General features: G+C 64.4%; 14 protein-coding genes. 3 read left to right on the top strand and 11 right to left on the bottom strand.

Annotation, left to right across the window (positions count from 1 at the left end):
* Positions 1-110 precede the first annotated feature (110 nt).
* Complete coding sequence (locus tag NXS98_RS13570; RefSeq protein WP_283845555.1) at positions 111-1,169, top strand: ribonuclease D; 1,059 nt, start codon at positions 111-113, stop codon at positions 1,167-1,169.
* A 48-nt stretch (positions 1,170-1,217) separates the two neighbouring features.
* Positions 1,218-2,312, top strand: a complete 1,095-nt coding sequence (gene mqnC, locus NXS98_RS13575; RefSeq protein ID WP_283845556.1) for a cyclic dehypoxanthinyl futalosine synthase — start codon at positions 1,218-1,220, stop codon at positions 2,310-2,312.
* Positions 2,313-2,351: 39 nt separating this feature from the next.
* On the opposite strand, the gene ribF is transcribed toward mqnC, so the two are convergent.
* The 11 genes from ribF to NXS98_RS13630 form a co-directional block, all read right to left on the bottom strand.
* Complete coding sequence (ribF, locus tag NXS98_RS13580; RefSeq protein ID WP_283845557.1) at positions 2,352-3,284, bottom strand: riboflavin biosynthesis protein RibF; 933 nt, start codon at positions 3,282-3,284, stop codon at positions 2,352-2,354.
* Between the two features lie 35 nt (positions 3,285-3,319).
* Positions 3,320-4,042, bottom strand: coding sequence for a tRNA pseudouridine(55) synthase TruB (gene truB, locus NXS98_RS13585; protein ID WP_283845558.1), 723 nt, complete (start codon positions 4,040-4,042; stop codon positions 3,320-3,322).
* Between the two features lie 2 nt (positions 4,043-4,044).
* Complete coding sequence (locus tag NXS98_RS13590; RefSeq protein WP_283845559.1) at positions 4,045-5,031, bottom strand: DHH family phosphoesterase; 987 nt, start codon at positions 5,029-5,031, stop codon at positions 4,045-4,047.
* Positions 5,006-5,386: a 30S ribosome-binding factor RbfA gene (rbfA, locus tag NXS98_RS13595; RefSeq protein WP_283845560.1), complete on the bottom strand. Its 381-nt coding sequence runs from the start codon at positions 5,384-5,386 to the stop codon at positions 5,006-5,008. The genes NXS98_RS13590 and rbfA overlap by 26 nt, the downstream gene beginning before the upstream one ends.
* An 18-nt stretch (positions 5,387-5,404) precedes the next feature.
* On the bottom strand, positions 5,405-8,065 hold the full coding sequence (gene infB / locus NXS98_RS13600) for a translation initiation factor IF-2 (RefSeq protein ID WP_283845561.1): 2,661 nt from the start codon (positions 8,063-8,065) through the stop codon (positions 5,405-5,407).
* Between the two features lie 83 nt (positions 8,066-8,148).
* Positions 8,149-9,429, bottom strand: coding sequence for a transcription termination factor NusA (nusA, locus tag NXS98_RS13605; RefSeq protein ID WP_283845562.1), 1,281 nt, complete (start codon positions 9,427-9,429; stop codon positions 8,149-8,151).
* A gap of 442 nt (positions 9,430-9,871) precedes the next feature.
* Positions 9,872-10,054 carry a hypothetical protein gene (locus NXS98_RS13610; RefSeq protein WP_283845563.1) on the bottom strand — a complete coding sequence of 61 codons (183 nt, stop codon included), beginning with the start codon at positions 10,052-10,054 and terminating at the stop codon, positions 9,872-9,874.
* Positions 10,051-10,848, bottom strand: a complete 798-nt coding sequence (locus tag NXS98_RS13615; protein ID WP_283845564.1) for a hypothetical protein — start codon at positions 10,846-10,848, stop codon at positions 10,051-10,053. Before NXS98_RS13615 ends, NXS98_RS13610 begins: the two co-directional genes overlap by 4 nt.
* 92 nt (positions 10,849-10,940) lie before the next feature.
* On the bottom strand, positions 10,941-12,044 hold the full coding sequence (ychF, locus tag NXS98_RS13620) for a redox-regulated ATPase YchF (RefSeq protein ID WP_283845565.1): 1,104 nt from the start codon (positions 12,042-12,044) through the stop codon (positions 10,941-10,943).
* Between the two features lie 125 nt (positions 12,045-12,169).
* Complete coding sequence (locus tag NXS98_RS13625; RefSeq protein ID WP_283845566.1) at positions 12,170-13,375, bottom strand: CvpA family protein; 1,206 nt, start codon at positions 13,373-13,375, stop codon at positions 12,170-12,172.
* A gap of 125 nt (positions 13,376-13,500) precedes the next feature.
* Entirely contained in the window at positions 13,501-13,905 is a 405-nt protein-coding gene (locus NXS98_RS13630; RefSeq protein ID WP_283845567.1) for a VOC family protein, read from the bottom strand.
* A 168-nt stretch (positions 13,906-14,073) separates the two neighbouring features.
* On the opposite strand from NXS98_RS13630, the gene NXS98_RS13635 reads away from it, so the two are divergent.
* On the top strand, positions 14,074-16,932 hold the full coding sequence (locus NXS98_RS13635; protein ID WP_283845568.1) for an FAD-binding and (Fe-S)-binding domain-containing protein: 2,859 nt from the start codon (positions 14,074-14,076) through the stop codon (positions 16,930-16,932).
* Positions 16,933-17,273 lie beyond the last annotated feature (341 nt).

The raw sequence follows: 17,273 nt of genomic DNA on the forward strand, positions 1-17,273 counted from the left end.
CGGGCCCAGGCCCGGCCACCCAGACCCCTGGCCGCGCGCCCAGACCGCCCGGGGCGAAGCAAGATTTTTTCTTCTCAAAAAACGGGGCGTATTCCCATAATCAGCCTGTTTTGATTGCGCGGGAAGCACAGTTATTGGAATTGGCGGACAAGCTGCGGGCCAGCCCATGGGTGGCCATGGACACCGAGGCGGACAGCTTGCACGCCTATCCGGAGAAAATCTGCCTCATCCAAATCAGCCATCCCGGCGGGGATGTGCTGGTGGACCCGCTGAGTGGCATGGATTTGCAGCCGTTATGGCAGGCGCTGGCCGGGCGGGAGCTGGTCATGCACGGCTGCGATTATGATTTGCGGCTCCTTCGCCGCACCTATGATTACCTGCCCGCCGCCGTCTTCGATACCATGCTCGCCGCGCGCCTGCTGGGCTACCCCAACTTTGGCCTCAGTGATTTGGTCCACCGCCACTTGGGCGTGCGCCTTGAAAAAGGCCCTCAAAAGGCCAACTGGGGCCTGCGCCCCCTGCCGCCGCACATGGAACGCTACGCCCGCAATGACTCCCGCTACCTCAAACCCCTTGAAACCATCCTCCGCGCCGAGCTGGAACAACGGGGCCGCCTGGATTGGCATCGGGAAATGTGCGCCCGTTTGCTGGAACAAAGCGCCACCGACGCCGGGCCGGATGCGGACACCGCCTGGCGCGTCAAAGGTTGCGGGCAACTGGACCGCCACGGCCTGGCCGTGCTCCGGGCCGTCTGGCACTGGCGCGAGCACGAGGCCACAACGGCCAACCGCCCGCCTTTCTTCATTTTCTCCACCGAGGACATGGTGGCGCTGGCCGCGCTGGCGGCCGCCGGCCAGCCTTATGAGCACCTCATCCCCCGGCGCTTCAGTCCGGGGCGGCGCCAGCGGCTGGTGCAGGCCGTCACCAAGGCGTTGCAGTTGCCGCTCGAAAAATGCCCGCACCCCATGCCCCGCCGTCCCTCCCTGCGGCTGACCGCGCAACAGCGGCGGCTGATGAATGAATTGCAGGCCCGGCGGGACGCCCAGGCCGCGCGCCTGCAAATGGACCCCACCTTAATCGCCCCCCGCGCCACCCTGGTAGCCCTGGCCACCGACGGCGAGGCCGCGCGGCGCCAGTTGATGAACTGGCAGCAGAAGCTGCTGTTTTGAATGCCCAGCCGCCCCTTGCCCCGCGGCCGGGAGCGAGTATCTTTCCCCATGGTTGCACCAGCCACTGCCACCGACAGCCTCAAACAAAAAGTTTGGGACGGCGGCCGCATCACCCCCGCCGAAGCGGAGGCCCTGTACCATCTGCCCCTGGCCGAGCTGGGCGAGCTGGCCCACCGGCGGCGCGCGCTGGCCAAGGCAGCGGCGTATGCCGGGCGCGGCAATGAAATCGTCACCTACATCATTGACCGCAACATCAACTACACCAACATCTGCAACGTTTATTGCAAGTTTTGCGCGTTCTACCGCACCGAAAAAGACGCCGATGCCTACGTCATTTCGTTCGAGGAAATGGACCGCAAGGTGGCCGAAACCGTGGCCCTGGGCGGCACCCAAATCCTGTTGCAGGGCGGCCATCACCCCGGCTTGAGCCTGCAATGGTACCTGGACCTGCTCAGCCACATTAAAAGCCGCTTTCCCCAAATCAACATCCACGGCTTCAGCCCCAGCGAGTTCATTCATTTCGAGGAAGTCTTCCAAAAGCCGGTGGAGGAATTGATTCCCCTGTTTGCCCGCGCGGGCCTTGGCAGCATCCCCGGCGGGGGCGCGGAAATCCTGGTGGACCGGGTGCGGCAGCGCATCTCCCCCCGCAAGGCCATGAGCCAGGACTGGCTCCGCGTCATGGACGTGGCCCACCGCTGCGGTCTGAACTCGTCCGCCACCATGATGTTTGGCCACGTGGAAACCCTGGCCGACCGCATCGAACACCTCGAACGCCTGCGGGCGCAACAGGACAAAACCGGTGGCTTCACCGCCTTCATCTGCTGGACCTACCAGCCGGAAAACACCGTCCTCAAAGCCCCCACCGTGGGCGCCCACGAATACCTGCGCACCCAGGCCCTGGCGCGGATTTACCTGGATAATTTTGCCAACGTCCAAAGCTCCTGGGTCACCCAGGGGCCGGACATCGGCCAGGTGGCCCTGCAATACGGGGCCAATGATTTGGGCAGCATCATGATTGAGGAAAACGTCGTCAGCCAGGCCGGCGCCACCTTTCGCATGACCGAGCAGGACATGCGGCGGCTCATCGAGGAAATGGGCTACGAACCGCGCCAGCGCGACAACTGGTACCACCTGGTCAAGTAACCCGCCGGGCCCGCCACGCCCCGCCTTGCGGCCTTTCAATCAATCCATCCCGCCCGCGGCCAGCGCGGCGGCCACATCCCGCGCAATTTGCGCGCGCAACGCCTCCACCGCCGGAAAACGTTGCTCCGCCCGCAAATACCGCCCAAGCTGCACTTCCAGTTCCTGGCCGTAGAGGTCCCCCTGCCACCCGGGCAGATGCACCTCAAAATGCGGCCCGGCCGCGCCGCCGGCCACCGTGGGGCGCCGGCCCCAGTTCACCACTGCGGGATGCGGGCCGTCCGGCAAAATCACGCGCGCGGCATACACGCCTTGCGGCGGCATTTCCAGACCTTCCACCGCCACGTTGGCGGTGGGAAAACCCAGTTGCCGGCCCAGACCCTGGCCGCGCAGCACCGGCCCGCACACCGCATACGGGCGGCCCAGCATGGCCGTCACCTCCGCCAGTTGGCCGGCGCGAATGGCCGCCCGCACACGCGTGCTGCTGATGGGTTCCCCGCCAAACAGCACCGGCTCGGCCACCTGCACGGCAAACCCGTAACGCCGGCCCAGCTCCTGCAACACCTGCACATTGCCGGCGCGGCCGTGGCCAAAGAAAAAATTGGCGCCCACACTCAGGCTGGCCAGGGTGCCGAAGCCCGCGTACAGCGCGTGCACAAAAGCTTCCGCGGATTGCAGGCTGAAGTGGTGGTCAAAATGAAACACCAGCGCGGCCTCGGCGCCCAGCGCGCCCAGGGCGGCCAGCTTGCGGGAGAGCGGCTGAATGAGGGCGGGCGCGCGGGCGGGGTCCACAATGCTGCGCGGATGCCGGTCAAAGGTGATCACCACCGCCACCCCGCCCGTCCGCGCCGCCTCGCGCACCGCGTGGCCAATCACCGCCTGGTGCCCGCGATGCACGCCGTCAAACACGCCAATGGCCGCGCACACCGGGCGCCCCGCTGCCTGCAATTCGGCCGGTTGGTGAATGATGCGCATCGCAAATCAGGCCATCACGGGCGGCTCCGCCGCCCTTACTCCATCCGCACCAGTTTGAGGAAAGGAATGATGTGCGCCTCCAAATCCGCCGGGCTCCAGCGCAAAATCTCCTCGTAGGGCGTGGCCTGGGCCACATCAAACTGCCCGGAGGCCGTCCGGCGCAAATGCTTCAGATGCGCCCCGCACCCCAGGCGCTGCCCAAAATCGTGCGCCAGCGTGCGCACGTACGTGCCCTTGGTGCAGGCCACCCGGAACCACGCCAGGGGCGGCGCCACCGCCACAAAGCGGAACCGGTAAATGTGGACCAGCCGCTCCTTGCGCTCCACCTCGATGCCCTTGCGCGCCAGCTTGTACAGCGGCACCCCATCTTTCTTGACCGCGCTCACCATCGGCGGCACCTGCATCTGGTCGCCCTCGAACGCCGCCGCCAGCTCGTTGAGCTGCTCCAGGGTCACCGGCGGCACCGGCGCGCTCGCCAGCACCTTCCCGTCCGCGTCGTAGGAATCGGTGACCTCCCCCAGCTTGATGGCCCCCTCATAGACCTTGTCCGCCGCCATGAACTTGTCCGACAACCGCGTGGCCAGCCCCAGCACCAGCACCAGCAGCCCGGTGGCGCCGGGGTCCAGCGTGCCGCAGTGGCCCACTTTTTTCAGTTGGAATTGATGGCGGATGACATCCACCACATCATGGCTGGTGGGGCCGGCGGGTTTGTCCACCAGCAACGCTCCATCCAGGGGAGAAAATTCGCGTATAGGCATGATTAGAGACCCGCACCATCCAGCGCCTTGCGCACCGCGGCCAGCACCCGGCGCTGCACCGACAGCGGGCTGCCCGCAATGCGCGCCCCCGCCGCCGCCGCGTGGCCGCCGCCGCCAAATTGCGAGGCGATTTTATTCACGTCCACCTCCGGGCGCTTGCTGCGGAAGCTCACCCGAATCAGCGTCGGCTCCACTTCCTCAAACACCATCGCCACAATCACCGGCTCGATGGCGCGGAGGTGGTCTATCAATCCCTCGGCATCCTCCTTGGCCGCGCCGGTGCGGGCAAAATCCGCCTGTTTCAACCAGAAATAGGCAATCTGGTCGCGGTGGGTCAGGCGAAACTTGTTGTACAAATGCCGCACCAGCCGCACCCGCGACATGGAATAAGACTGGTACACCTCGTCGCAAATCTTCGCCAGGTTGGCCCCCCGCTTCACCAGCTCCGCCGCCACGTGATACGTGCTCGGCAGCGTGGTCGGATACTGGAACGAGCCGGTGTCGGTGGAGACGGCGGTGAACAGGCAGTCGGCAATGTGCGGCGTGATGGGCCAGCCAATCTCCTTGAGCAGCCGGAACACCAGCTCGCCGGTGGAGGGCACCCGCGCGGCCACCCAGTTGATGTCCCCGTAACGGGTGTTGCTGGGATGATGGTCAATGTTGAGCAGCACCCGCCGCCGCGCAATGCACTCCGCCGCGCGGCCCAGCCGCTCCACACAGGCGCAGTCCAGCGCAATCACACAGTCAAACTCGCCGTTGGCCTGCGGTTTCTTCATCAAACGGTCCGGGTCCAGAAACCGCAGCTTGGAGGGCACCGCATCCTCGTTCCAGCACACCACCTCCTTGCCCTCCGCCTGCAGGGCCAGCGCCATGGCCAGTTGCGAGCCAATGCAGTCCCCGTCGGGCCGCACATGGCCCACCACGCAAAAACGCTGATGCTGCCGCAGCTCGGCGATCAGCCGTTCAAGAATCTTGGGGCGGGGTTTCACGGTCGCCAGCGGGCGTTTGTTTTTCCAGTTCGTCCAAAATCCGCAGCACCCGGTCTCCACGGGCAATCGAATCATCGCGGACGAACTTCAGGTGGGGCGTGTATTTGAGCACCACCGACTGCCCCAGGAGATTTTGAATGAGCTTGCGGCGCTCCTGCAGCAGCGCCTCGCCGCGCTTCTGCTGGTCCGCGCCGCCCAGAATGCTGAAATACACCGTGGCATGCTGCAAATCGCCGGTCACCGTCACGTCATTCACCGTGATCATGCCGGCTTCATCCACCGGCAACTGGCGGCGGATGATTTCGCCGATCTCGCGCTTGAGCAGCTCGCGCACCCGTTCAACTCGCACGGACATGGCGGGAAAAATGCGGGGTTATTCCAGTTTCTGCGCCACCTTTTCGAGGATGTAGCACTCGATGGTGTCGTTTTCCTGAAAATCATTGAATCCGTCCAGGCGGATGCCGCACTCCATGCCGGCCCGCACTTCGTTGACCTCATCCTGGAACCGGCGCAGCGAGCTGATGATGCCCTCGTAGATGACGTTGCGGCGCCGCACCACCCGCGCCTTGCCGCGCGCCACCCGCCCGTGCATGACCATGCAGCCGGCCACGTTGCCGCCCTTGGACAGCGTGAACACCTTGCGCACCTCCGCCGCCCCGATGACCGTTTCCTTGATGATCGGCTCCAGCAAACCGGCCATGGCGTCCCGCACCTGGTCAATCAGCTCATAAATGATCGCGTACAGTTTGATCTGCACGCCCTCCCGTTTCGCCGCCTCCGCGGCTTCGCTGTCCACCCGCGTATGGAAGCCCAGGATCACCGCCTTGGCGGCCGCGGCCAGCACCACATCGTTCTCGCTGATGGTGCCCACCGCACTGTGCACAATCTCCAGCGAAACTTTCGTGCTCTCAATCCGCTTGAGCGCCTCCACAATCGCCTCCACCGAACCCTGGGTGTCCGCCTTCACCACCACCCGCAACACCTTCTCGTTGGTGGCCTTGAGCTTGTCCATCAGGTTTTCCAGCGTCATGACCTGCCGGACTTCCTGGGCCCGGGCGCGGTTTTCCATGGCCACTTTCTCCGCGGCCTCGCGCGCCTCTTTTTCATCCTTCACCACCTGGAACGCCAGCCCGGCCTCGGGCACGCCATTGAGGCCGAGGACCTTGACCGCGTGCGAAGGGCCGGCCTCCTTCAAGCGCTGGCCGTCTTCATTAATCAGCGCGCGCACCTTGCCGAAATACTGGCCGCACAAAATCACCTGCCCCACCTTCAACGTGCCCTTGCGCACCAGCACCGTGGCCGTCGGGCCCCCCGGCTCCAGGCCGGACTCGATGACGTTGCCGGAGGCGGGCCGGTTGGGATTGGCCTTGAGGTCCAGCAAATCGGCCTGCAACAAAATCATTTCCAGCAGCTTGTCCACCCCCTTGCCGGTCAGGGCCGAGCATTCCACATAAATGGTGTTGCCGCCCCAGTCATCCGGCACCAGCCCCTTGTCATTGAGCTGCTGGCGCACTTTCAACGGATTGGCGTTCGGGTGGTCGCACTTGTTGATCGCCACAATGATGGGCACCTTGGCCGCCTGCGCGTGGTTGAGCGCCTCCAGCGTCTGCGGCATCACCCCGTCATTGGCCGCCACCACCAGCACCACAATGTCCGTCACGTTGGCCCCGCGCGCCCGCATGGCGCTGAAGGCCGCATGGCCCGGCGTGTCCAAAAACGTGATTTGCTGGATGCGTTTCCGGTCCTCCGGATGCGGAAACGAAATGGTGTAGGCGCCAATGTGCTGCGTGATGCCTCCCGCCTCGCCCGCCGCCACATTCGATTTGCGGATGACGTCCAGCAGCGTCGTCTTGCCATGGTCCACGTGGCCCATGATGGTCACTACCGGCGGACGCGGCTTGAGGTCCTGGGGTTTGTCCTCCGGATCCACATCCGGCGCCTTCCGCACCACCGGATGCACCGCCTTGCTGCGGTCCCGCCGCTCCAGCTCAAACCGGAAGCCATGCTTGGCGCAAATGCGCGTCGCCACCGCCTCGTCTATGGCCTGATTCACCGTGGCAAACACCCCCGACTCCATCAAATCCGCAATAATCTGGAACGGCCGACGGTTCATCTTTTCCGCCAGGTCCCGCACAATGATGGGCGGCTTCATCGTAATCACCGGCGCGTTGGCCGGCGCCACCACCACCGGAGCGCGTGAGGCCGGCGCGGCGCGCGGCGGCTCCGGCTTCCGGGCGGGTTTCTCCTTTTCCTTCTCTTTTTCCTTCTCCGGCCGGGGCGGCGGCGCTGGCTTGGCGGCGGGGCGGCCAAAGCCCAGCTTCTTCAAATCCACAAAACCCACCTTCTCGCCTATCTGCGGTTTGGGCGGGGGCGGGGGTGCCGGAGGGGGAGGCGGCGGCGCGGGAGGCGCCGCAGGCGCAGGAGCCGCGGCCGTGGGGGGCGGCGGCGCCGTCACCGCGGCGGCTGGCACAGGAGTAGCGGGCGGCTCCACCACCGCCGGCGCGGGCGCCGGCGTCTCCACGGAAATGGCGGTGGGCGGCGCAACCTCTGCCGGCGGCGGCGCTTGGGGCGGCGCGGGAGCAGCCGCTGCCGGAGCCGCCTCCACCACCGCCGGAGCGGCGGGGGGGGTGGTGGCCGTGACCGTCTCTGCCGGGGGCGCCACCACTACAGCGGCGGGCGCCGGCTCAGCCTGAACTTCCGGAGCCGGGGCGGGTTCCGCCGGAGCTGTTTCGGTGGGCTCGACTTCGGGTGGCGGCGCTTCCGTCTCCGCGCCCTGCGCCGCTTCAGCGGAGGGAGCTTCCGTCACCAATTTGAGCGCTTCCAGAGGAGCCATCTCCTCTTTCGGCGGTTCCACCGGCGCCGGGGCGGTGGTTTCCGGGTGGGGCAAGTGCTGTTCGAGATACTCGGCGGTGATTTTATCCAGCGTGCTGGCTGGAACCTTGGCCGTAGTAATGCCCAGTTCCTTGGCCTTCGCCAGGACAACTTTGCTTTCCAGGCCCAATTTGCGGGCAATTTCGTAGATCCGAACAGGCATAATTCATTCCCAACCGCCGCCGCTGTCGTGGCGTTTTCATGCGCGCACTGAAGCAAGGACAGTTTTCATCCTCATCTTCCCTCTCATGCGGCGGTGGTTTCGCCCAGTTTAATCTGCCGCCGGCTGGCTTCTTCGCGGGCGGCCTGCATGATGGCCCCCGCCTGCTCGCCCACCCGGTCCAGGGAGGCAAGATATGATTCACCCGCCTGCAGCACGTCTTCCAAACTGGTCAAACCGCCGTGCACCAGCGCATCGGCCATTTCCCGGCTGATGCCGGGAATGGCAGCGAGGGTCTCAATGGCCTGCGCCACTTTCTCCTCAAATCCGCCGGTCGGAGGAGCGGCCTCAGCCTCAATATCCACTTCCCAGCCCGTCAACCGGGACGTCAACCGCGCGTTTTGCCCGCGCCGGCCGATCGCCAGGGAAAGCTGGTCCTCGCTGACCCAGATTTTCACCCGCCGCCGGGCCTCGTCAATCTCAAATGATTTGATCCGGGCCGGATTCAAGGCATTGGTAATCAGGTTGCGGATGTTGGGATCCCACGGGATGATATCCACCTTCTCATTGTTCAACTCCCGCACAATGTTCCGCACCCGCGCCCCGCGCAGCCCCACGCACGCCCCCACCGGATCCACCTTCGGATCCCGCGTGTACACCGCAATCTTGGTCCGGAAGCCCGGCTCCCGCGCAATGGCCTTGATCTCAATGGTGCCGTCATTGATTTCCGACACCTCCCGCTTGAACAGCTTGATCACAAACTCCGGATCCGCACGCGACAGAATGATTTCCGGTCCCCGGGGCGTTTCCTGCACCGCCTTCACATAGCAAAGAATCCGGTCCCCCATCTGGAAATCCTCGTTGGGCACCCGCTCCCGGTTGGGCAACAGCGCCTCACACCGCCCCAAATCCACATACACATCCGACCGCTCAAACCGGCGCACCGTCCCGGTCAACAGCTCACCCACGCGATCCTTGTACTCCTCATACACCATTTTCTTCTCCGCCTTGCGCAAATGCTGGGTGAGGCTCTGCCGCGCATACTGGCTGGCAATCCGTCCAAAACCCGCCGGCGTGACTTCCACCTCTATCTCCTCGCCAATCTGCGCATCCGGCTTGATGCGCCGGGCGTCAAACAGGGAAATCTGGTCGTGCTTGGACAGCACCTTCTGCACCACCACCAGACGGGCAAACGCTTTGATGTCCCCGGTCTTCGGGTCAATGGCACACCGCAGCTCCCGGGCTGGTCCTACCGCCCGTTTCGCGGACGCCAGCAAGGAATCGCTGAGGATTTTAATCAATTCCTCGCGCGGAATCCCTTTCTCGCGTTCCCAGTATTCCAACACAGCCAGTATTTCGGCGTTCATAAAACCCATCCATGGCTACGTTCCCTCTGGGGAACAAAAAAGTCGGACGAAGTTGCCTTCCCGACTTTCTCATGCCGGCCTGAAGCCGGCCCGTTTTGCAATGTCGCGATTAAATTACCATGCTGCCTTCGCCAACGTCAAGGGCTTTTTTTACCCCTCCCCCAAGCCGAACGCCTCGCGGTGGCCTTGCTATTACAAATGCCTGCCGGCGAAAACCATCGCCAGGTTGCTCCCCCTCTTTTCCCCGCCATCCAGCGGGAAATAGGCTACCCAACGGCGTCCACCCTGGCTTGCCAGGGTGGGAATGGAAGAGGCATCAGATAAAAACCACCCCCGGAAACCACTCGTCTGGCGCCCCCTTAAAGGGGGCCAGACAAGCCGACACCTCCACCTGTGCAAACCTTTGCTGTAGAGAAGTTTATGAGAAGCTTTCGCCCGGCTTTTAACGCCCCTCATTCAAGCTGGTGGGCAAACCGCCCTCCCAGCTCTTGGGCGCATTCCACGGGCGCGAGGAGACATGCGTGGCATCTTTCTCCACCGAGCCGCAGCCGCACAGGGCCAGCACAAATCCACCCAACAGCAGACTGGTGACGATACGCCGCCAATTTTGCATCATGGCTTTCATGGACTGACTTTGCGTTTCACCGGACGATGCAACGCCATGTCTCCTTCCTGCACGTCCGTAATCCTCCACCCGCTCATGATGGTGGCGATGGAGGTGTTGTCAGTGACACTCTGAATCTTGACCTTCGCAATCAGCTTGGCATCCCGGTAAATCAGCATGTTGCCGCCTTCGCGGGCTTCCTGATCCCGGCCCACATCCAGCACCACAAAGTTCCACTTCGGGTCCACCGCCACCACCTTGGCCTTCAAATCCGTGGGCAGCGGCACCCCCTCCTCTACCATCTCCGAGGCATCGGGCTTCAGCAAATCATCCAACTGCTGCTTGAGAATGGCCACCCGCTGGTTCAGCATCTTGTTCTCCGTTTGCAGCACGTCATTCTTGCGCTTTTCCTCGGCCAGGTTGTTCATCAAACCTTTGACCTCCTCCACCTTGATGCCCAGCGCATCCCAAGCCGCCAGATTCTGCCGCGCCGCCGTCAAGTCGCTCTGCAACTTGTTGATTTGCGCCTGCAATTGCTGGTTGCGCTGCTCGGAGGCGGCCAGGTTGTCCTCGGCCGTGCGCAGACGGTTGCGGGTCTGGCTGTGGGCGTTGCGCTCGCTCTTCAAATCGGACAGCGCCTGGTCACGCTCTTTTTCCCCTTTCTCGGCGCGTTTGGTCTGTTTGATGCGTTCGGTGGTCTCTTCCACCAGGTTTTGCTGCAACCCCTCAATTTTCGGCTTCACCTGGGTAAAGCCAAGGATGACCGCCGCGATGCCCGCGAGGATCGCCAGGATTAAGAAAATTTTGACTAACATGCTGTAAAAGCGTTAATTGCTGCCAGCAACTTACGAGAGCGCCCGCCGCCTGTCAATGCTCCCGTGCGGCTTTCTGGCCCCTTCCGCCCGCCCTACGCATTGAACTTGAACAATATCACATCCCCATCCCTCACCACGTATTCCCGCCCCTCAATCCGGTAATGCCCCTTCTCGCGCGCCGCCGCCACCGACCCGCAGTGGACCAAATCCTGCCACGGCACCACCTCGGCCTTGATGAAGCCTTTTTCAAAGTCGCTGTGAATCGTGCCTGCCGCCTTGGGCGCGGTGTCCCCGGCCGTGATGGTCCACGCCCGCGCTTCCTCCTGATTAAACGTGAAAAACGTGCGCAACCCCAGAAGCTGATAGGTTTGCCGGATGAGCCGCGCCACGCCCGACTCGGTCACCCCCAGCGCCTGCAGGTACTCGGCGGCCTCCTCCGCCGTCAAATCCACCAGGTCGCTCTCCAATTGCGCCGCAATGGGCACGGTGTCGCACCCGTGATGCGCCCGCGCGTATTCCGCCACCCTCCGCACCTGCGGGTGCTCTGCCGCGCCGGCCAGTTCATTCTCCTTGAGGTTGGCGGCAAACAGGGTGGGCTTGTCCGTCAGCAAAAAGAAATGCCGTGTGACCGCCCGCTCTTCGGGATAAAGGTGAAGCGCAATGGCCGGCTTGCCACTCTGCAGGTGGGCCGTCAATTTTTTGATGAGCTGCTCCTCCTGCAGGGCATGCGCATCGCCGCGTTTGACGTCCCGGGCAATTTTCTCCTGCCGCCGGTGCAGCGTTTCCAGGTCCGCCAGAATCAGCTCCGCCGTGACAATTTCAATATCCCGCACCGGATCAATGCTGCCCGTGACATGGTGAATATCCGGGTCCTCAAAACAGCGCACCACATGCACCAGGGCATCCACCTCCCGGATGTGGCTGAGAAACTTGTTGCCCAGCCCCTCCCCCTGCGCGGCGCCCTTGACCAGCCCGGCAATGTCAATGAATTCAATCGTCGCCGGCACGCGCCGCCCCACGCCCACCACCCGCGCGATTTGCTCCAGCCGGTCATCCGGCACCGCCACCACCCCCAGGTTCGGTTCGATGGTGCAGAAGGGGTAATTCTCTGCCGGCGCCTTGTGCGCCCGGATGAGCGCATTGAACAGAGTGGACTTGCCCACGTTGGGCAACCCGACAATGCCGGCTTTGAGCATGACTAAAGCGAAAGAAATTCTCCGGCAAAAGTCAATGCCGGAAGGCGCCCGCCGGGCGGCCCATCACCGCCCGCGCCGGGTCATCCCGGCCCATTCCCGCGGAAGGATGCCCAAGCCCCCCAGCCCTATTGCCGTTCAAACACCACAATCCGGGTTTCCCGCTCGAGCTTGAATCGCGCGTAAAGCCGCGAGCCGCGCACCTGGATTTCCTTTTCCCACGGGCCGTCAAGCTGCAGAGTATAACGGTCCCCGCTTTCCCGGGACCACGTACCGCGCAAGATGTTGACCGGCTGGCCCGCCCCGCCCGATTTGATGACCACCTTGTTGTTGATCAGGCCCAGCAGGGTCACGTCATGCAGATTGTTGGTATAGCTGGCCATCAGCAGGTTGTATTCGGCCCGCTTCCACGTCGCCCGCGTGCGCCGTTGCTCCGCCAGCGAAGCCTGGTAGTTGTACACCCAGCGCCCCAGAATGGCCTCGTCAAATTTGGCTGATTTCCCCGTGGCCAGGTAGTTGGAAAGGTCCTTGAAATCCAGCTTGAAAATCTCGTTCATGTACGGCCGGTTGGTCACCATCAGCCGAAACGACTCCTCGCCCATGATTTGCTGAAACGGCGTCTTGGGCATCGAAAGGATGGTTTTCTTGAACTCCACATCCCCCGCAATCCGGTCGTACATCAGCCGGTATTCCTCCCGCTCGCCCAGCTCCATGATGGGCGGGTAACTGGTCAGCCGCCCCACCAGCAGCGGATTGTGATACACCATCCCGACCAGGTCGCTGACTTCATAGTATTTTTTGGGCGCCGGATTGAACGCCGCCGCCACGCGGTTCATCCGGGTGGATTCCATCGCCTCGTGCGCCTTGAGCAGATACCGCCACGCCGCCGAATCCTGGTCTCCGGAAGACAACTGGCTGACGGGGTAAGCCAGCACCTGAATGAACACGCAAATCAACAGCAGGTAAATCGTCGCGTTGACCACCGACAACGCCGCCCCAAACCGCTCATTGGTGCGCAACCACAACGTCTGCACGAAATCCGGCGCGTGGTACTTGTAATGCGTATCCAGCATGTTGTGCACCTTGGTGGCCACCACCTTGAACACCACCATCACCACCAAAATCACAACCAACGGCGCAATGAAAAAGGCGTGCAGCTTCGTGCCCAGGCCCAGCTTGTCAAAAAGCGGATACAAGACCGGCGCCACCGGCGCCGCCAGCACCGACGCCAGCATCAACCCCACCATGGTTATGCCGGTGCGCACCGCGCCCCACGTGTAACCCAGGGCCGCGGAGGCCAGCACCAGCACCAACGCCAGAATCCAGATGATCATGCCTCCATTTAAGAAAGCTCCGCCGGAAAAATCACGCAGTTTTTTCGGCCTTCCGGGCCGCCCCCTCCCTGCGGGGCAGCCCCCCCAGCCCCGCGCCCCCCTACCCGGCCGCCCTCGGGCCCAGCTTAATAGCCGCCGCCACCCGCGCCCTTGGGACGCTGAATCAATTCAATCTCGTAGCCCTCCGGCGCGTCAATAAACGCGAACCCACCGCCATCCGGCTTCAGCGTGGGGCCGTCCGAATACTTCAATCCGTGCCGTGCCAGATGCTCCGCAAACGCCTCCAAGCTCTCCACCTCAAACGCCAGATGCGTCAAATCCGGCTGCACCTGCACCGGCCCGCTGGACGGGTAGTAACAAATCTCGATTTGCTCCTCACTCCCGGGGGCCTTCAGAAACACCAGCTCCGAACCCCGCGGTGATTTGTGCCGGCGCACCTCCTCCAACCCCAGGATGTCCTTGTAAAAACGCACGGTTTTCTCCAGGTCATTCACCCGGTAACGTGTATGCAATAATTTGCCGACTCTCATACCCCAAGGTTTAGCACGCTTTGCGCCCTCAGCCAATGCTTTCCCTTGACCCATCCCGCCTCGCACGCCTTCCCTCCTCTCCCAACAACCAGGCGCCGGCCGTTCCCGTTTCGCGCCCGCCTATTTTTCGTGATATTTTGCCGGGGTTTATCAACAATCCCGCGCGGGATGCTCACGCCCCGACAACAGGCCGCCCTGGCGGCCACCGGTTGCGAGCTGGACTGCCGTCCACTGACCCGCCAGCTTTACGCCACCGATGCTTCCCTCTACGAAGTCCTGCCCCTGGGGGTGGCCTTCCCCGGCACCGCCGCCCAAGCGGCCGCCGTGCTGCGGGTAGCGGCGGAATTGGGCATCTCGGTAACGCCCCGCGGGGCGGGCAGCGGCCTCACTGGCGGGGCATTGAACGACGGACTCATCCTGGACCTCGCCCGCCACAATCGCCGCATCCATGCCTTTGACCCCGAACGCCGCCTGGTCCGCGTGGGCGCGGGCGTAGTCCTGGACCAGCTCAACCAGTTCCTCAAGCCCCATGGCTTTCAATTTGGCCCCGATGTCGCCACCAGCTCCCGCGCCACCCTCGGGGGCATGATTGCCAACAACTCCTCCGGCGCGCGCGCCCCGCGTTTCGGCTGCACCGGCGAACACGTGGCCGGCCTCGAATTGCTGCTGGCCGACGGCCGCATCGCCAGCGTGGACGCCACCCACCCCGGCATCCTTGAACCGCTGCGCCAGCGCCTGGAGCGCCTGGTGGAACTGCACAGCGACGACATCCGCCACCATCAACCCCCCGGCCTGGTCAAGCACCACCCCGGTTACGCCCTGGACCGCTGCCTGGAAGACCCCGCCCGTGCCTTGCTGCACGTCCTCGCCGGCAGCGAAGGCACCCTGGCCGGCATCTTCAGCGCCGAGCTGCGCGTCGTCCCCCTGCCGCGCGAAAAAGGGCTGGCCGTGCTCTTTTTCCCCAGCATCCCCGAAGCCCTCCAGGCCACCGTGGCCCTGCTGGACTTGCAGCCCGTGGCGATTGAACACGTGGACCGCATCCTCTTTGACCAGACCCGCGGCCAGCGCGCCTTTCAAGCCGCCCGCGACCTGCTCCGCCTGGACGAAGCGCCCGCCGAGGCCTTCCTCATCGTCGAATTTTACGAGGACGTGGTCGAACGCCTCCAGGCCGTCGCCAGCCGCCGCCTGGGCCAGCGCACTTTGCTCCTGCGGCACGAGCCGGAAATGCAGCTTGTCTGGGGCCTCCGCAAGGCCGGCCTCTCCCTCCTCACCGGCATGGCCGGCCCCGCCAAGCCCGCCACCTGCATCGAAGATGTGGCCGTGCGCCCCGAACAATTGCCGGCCTATTATGCCGCCGTCGCCGGCCTGTTAAAAAAACTGGACCTCTCCGCCTGCTTCTACGGCCATGCCGCCAGCGGCCTCCTCCACATCCGCCCCGTGCTGGATTTGCACACCCCTCAGGGCCGCCGCCATCTCCGCCTCCTCAGCGACGAAGTCTCCGCCCTCTGCCGCGAGTTCAACGGCTCCCTCGCCGCCGAGCATGGCGTGGGCATCGCCCGCACCGAATACCTCCCCCACCACCTCGGCCCCCGGCTCATGCAGGCGTGCGCCGACATCAAAAACCTGTTTGACCCGCGCCATCTGCTCAACCCCGGTAAAATCATCCCCGACGGCCGCTTCCACGTGGACACCCGCCTGCGCACCACGCCCGAGGCGCCGCTGGCCCTCCCCTTCACCCCGCGCCTGGCGTTCGCGGCCCGCGACGGCTCCTTCCTCGCCAACCTCGAGCAATGCAACGGTTGCGGCGGCTGCCTCAAAGCCACCCCCGCCATGTGCCCCACCTACATCGCCACCGGCGAAGAAGCCCTCTCCACCCGCGGCCGCGCCAACACCCTCCGCGCCGCCCTGGCCGGCAAACTCGGGGCCGAAGGCCTCCGCGCCCTCACCCTCGCGGAACTGGATTACACCCTGGGCACCTGCCTTTCCTGCAAAGCCTGCCAGACCGAGTGCCCCTCCAACGTCAATCTGGCCCTCCTCAAAGCGGAAGTCCTCCAAGCCCGCCATACCCATCACGGCCTGCCGCTGACGGCCCGCCTGATGAGTCACACCGACCGCCTCGGCCGCCTCGGTTGCGCCGCCCCGCGCCTGGCCAACTTCCTCCTCCACTCCGGCCCCGGCCGGCGCTTATGGCAGCGGTTCCTCGGATTCTCCGCCCAACGCCTCCTGCCCGCCTTCGCCGCCCAGCGCTTCGATGCCTGGTTCGACCGCCGCCCCCCCTGGCCCTCCCCGGCCCCACGCGGCTCTGTCTTTTTGTGGGACGATTGCTTCACCCGCTACCACCACCCGCACATCGGCCAGGCCGCCGTGCACGTCCTCGAAGCCGCCGGTTTCGAAGTGTTGCGCCTCCGCCATCGCCAATGCTGCGGACGCCCCGCCTTCAGCCAGGGCAACCTCGACGAAGCCGCCCGCCTCGGACGGCACAACCTCCAACTCCTCGCCGCCCAGCCGGAATCGCTCCCCATTTTATTTCTGGAACCCTCCTGCTGGGCCATGTTCGCCGAGGACTACCGCGAATTAAACCTGCCGCACGCCGCCGCCATCGCCGGCCGCTGCCTGCTGTTCAGCGCCTTCCTGGACGACCTGCTGTGCCGTGAACCAGAGGCCCTCCCCCTCCAACCCCTGCCTCGCGCGGCCGCCATTCACGTCCATTGCCATGCCAAAGCCCTGCTCTCCACCGCCTTCCTGGCGCGTCTGGCAGCCCGCGTGCCCCACAGCACCGCCCGCCTGCTCGATACCGGCTGCTGCGGCATGGCCGGCGCCTTCGGCTACCAACAAGAACACTACGCCCTCTCCCTCCAGGTGGCGCGCCCGCTCCTCGACCAATTGAACGCCCTGCCGCCCGACGCCCAGGTCATCGCCGAGGGCGCCAGTTGCCGCCAGCAAATCGAGCACCTCACCCCCCGTCGCCCCTGGCACATGGCCGAATGGCTCGCCGCCGCCCTGCCCCGCAACTTGCGCCGGTTTTGAGCAAACCCATCGCCTGCCACCCACCAAAAAACCATCATCCACGCCCCCTCCCCTGCAGTGCAGCCGTCCCCCCATGTAGCGCAGGCGTCCCGCCTGCGGGTTCACGGAGCCTCCCGGCTCCGTGTAATCCGACGCACGGTAACTATTTCCCTTTCCCTTTGGGAGAGGGCTAGGGTGAGGGTCTGTAGCGCAGGCGTCCTCGCCTGCGGGTTCACGGAGCCTCCCGGCTCCGTGACTACAGAACTGATAAGGTCAAGCGAAACCCCTTAGAAGCACCAAACCGCGCATCATTCTTTCATGCCTCGTTGCGCAGGCGTCTCCCCATGTAGCGCAGGCGTCCC

Source organism: Fontisphaera persica (assembly GCF_024832785.1).
Taxonomy (GTDB): Bacteria; Verrucomicrobiota; Verrucomicrobiia; order Limisphaerales; family Fontisphaeraceae; genus Fontisphaera; species Fontisphaera persica.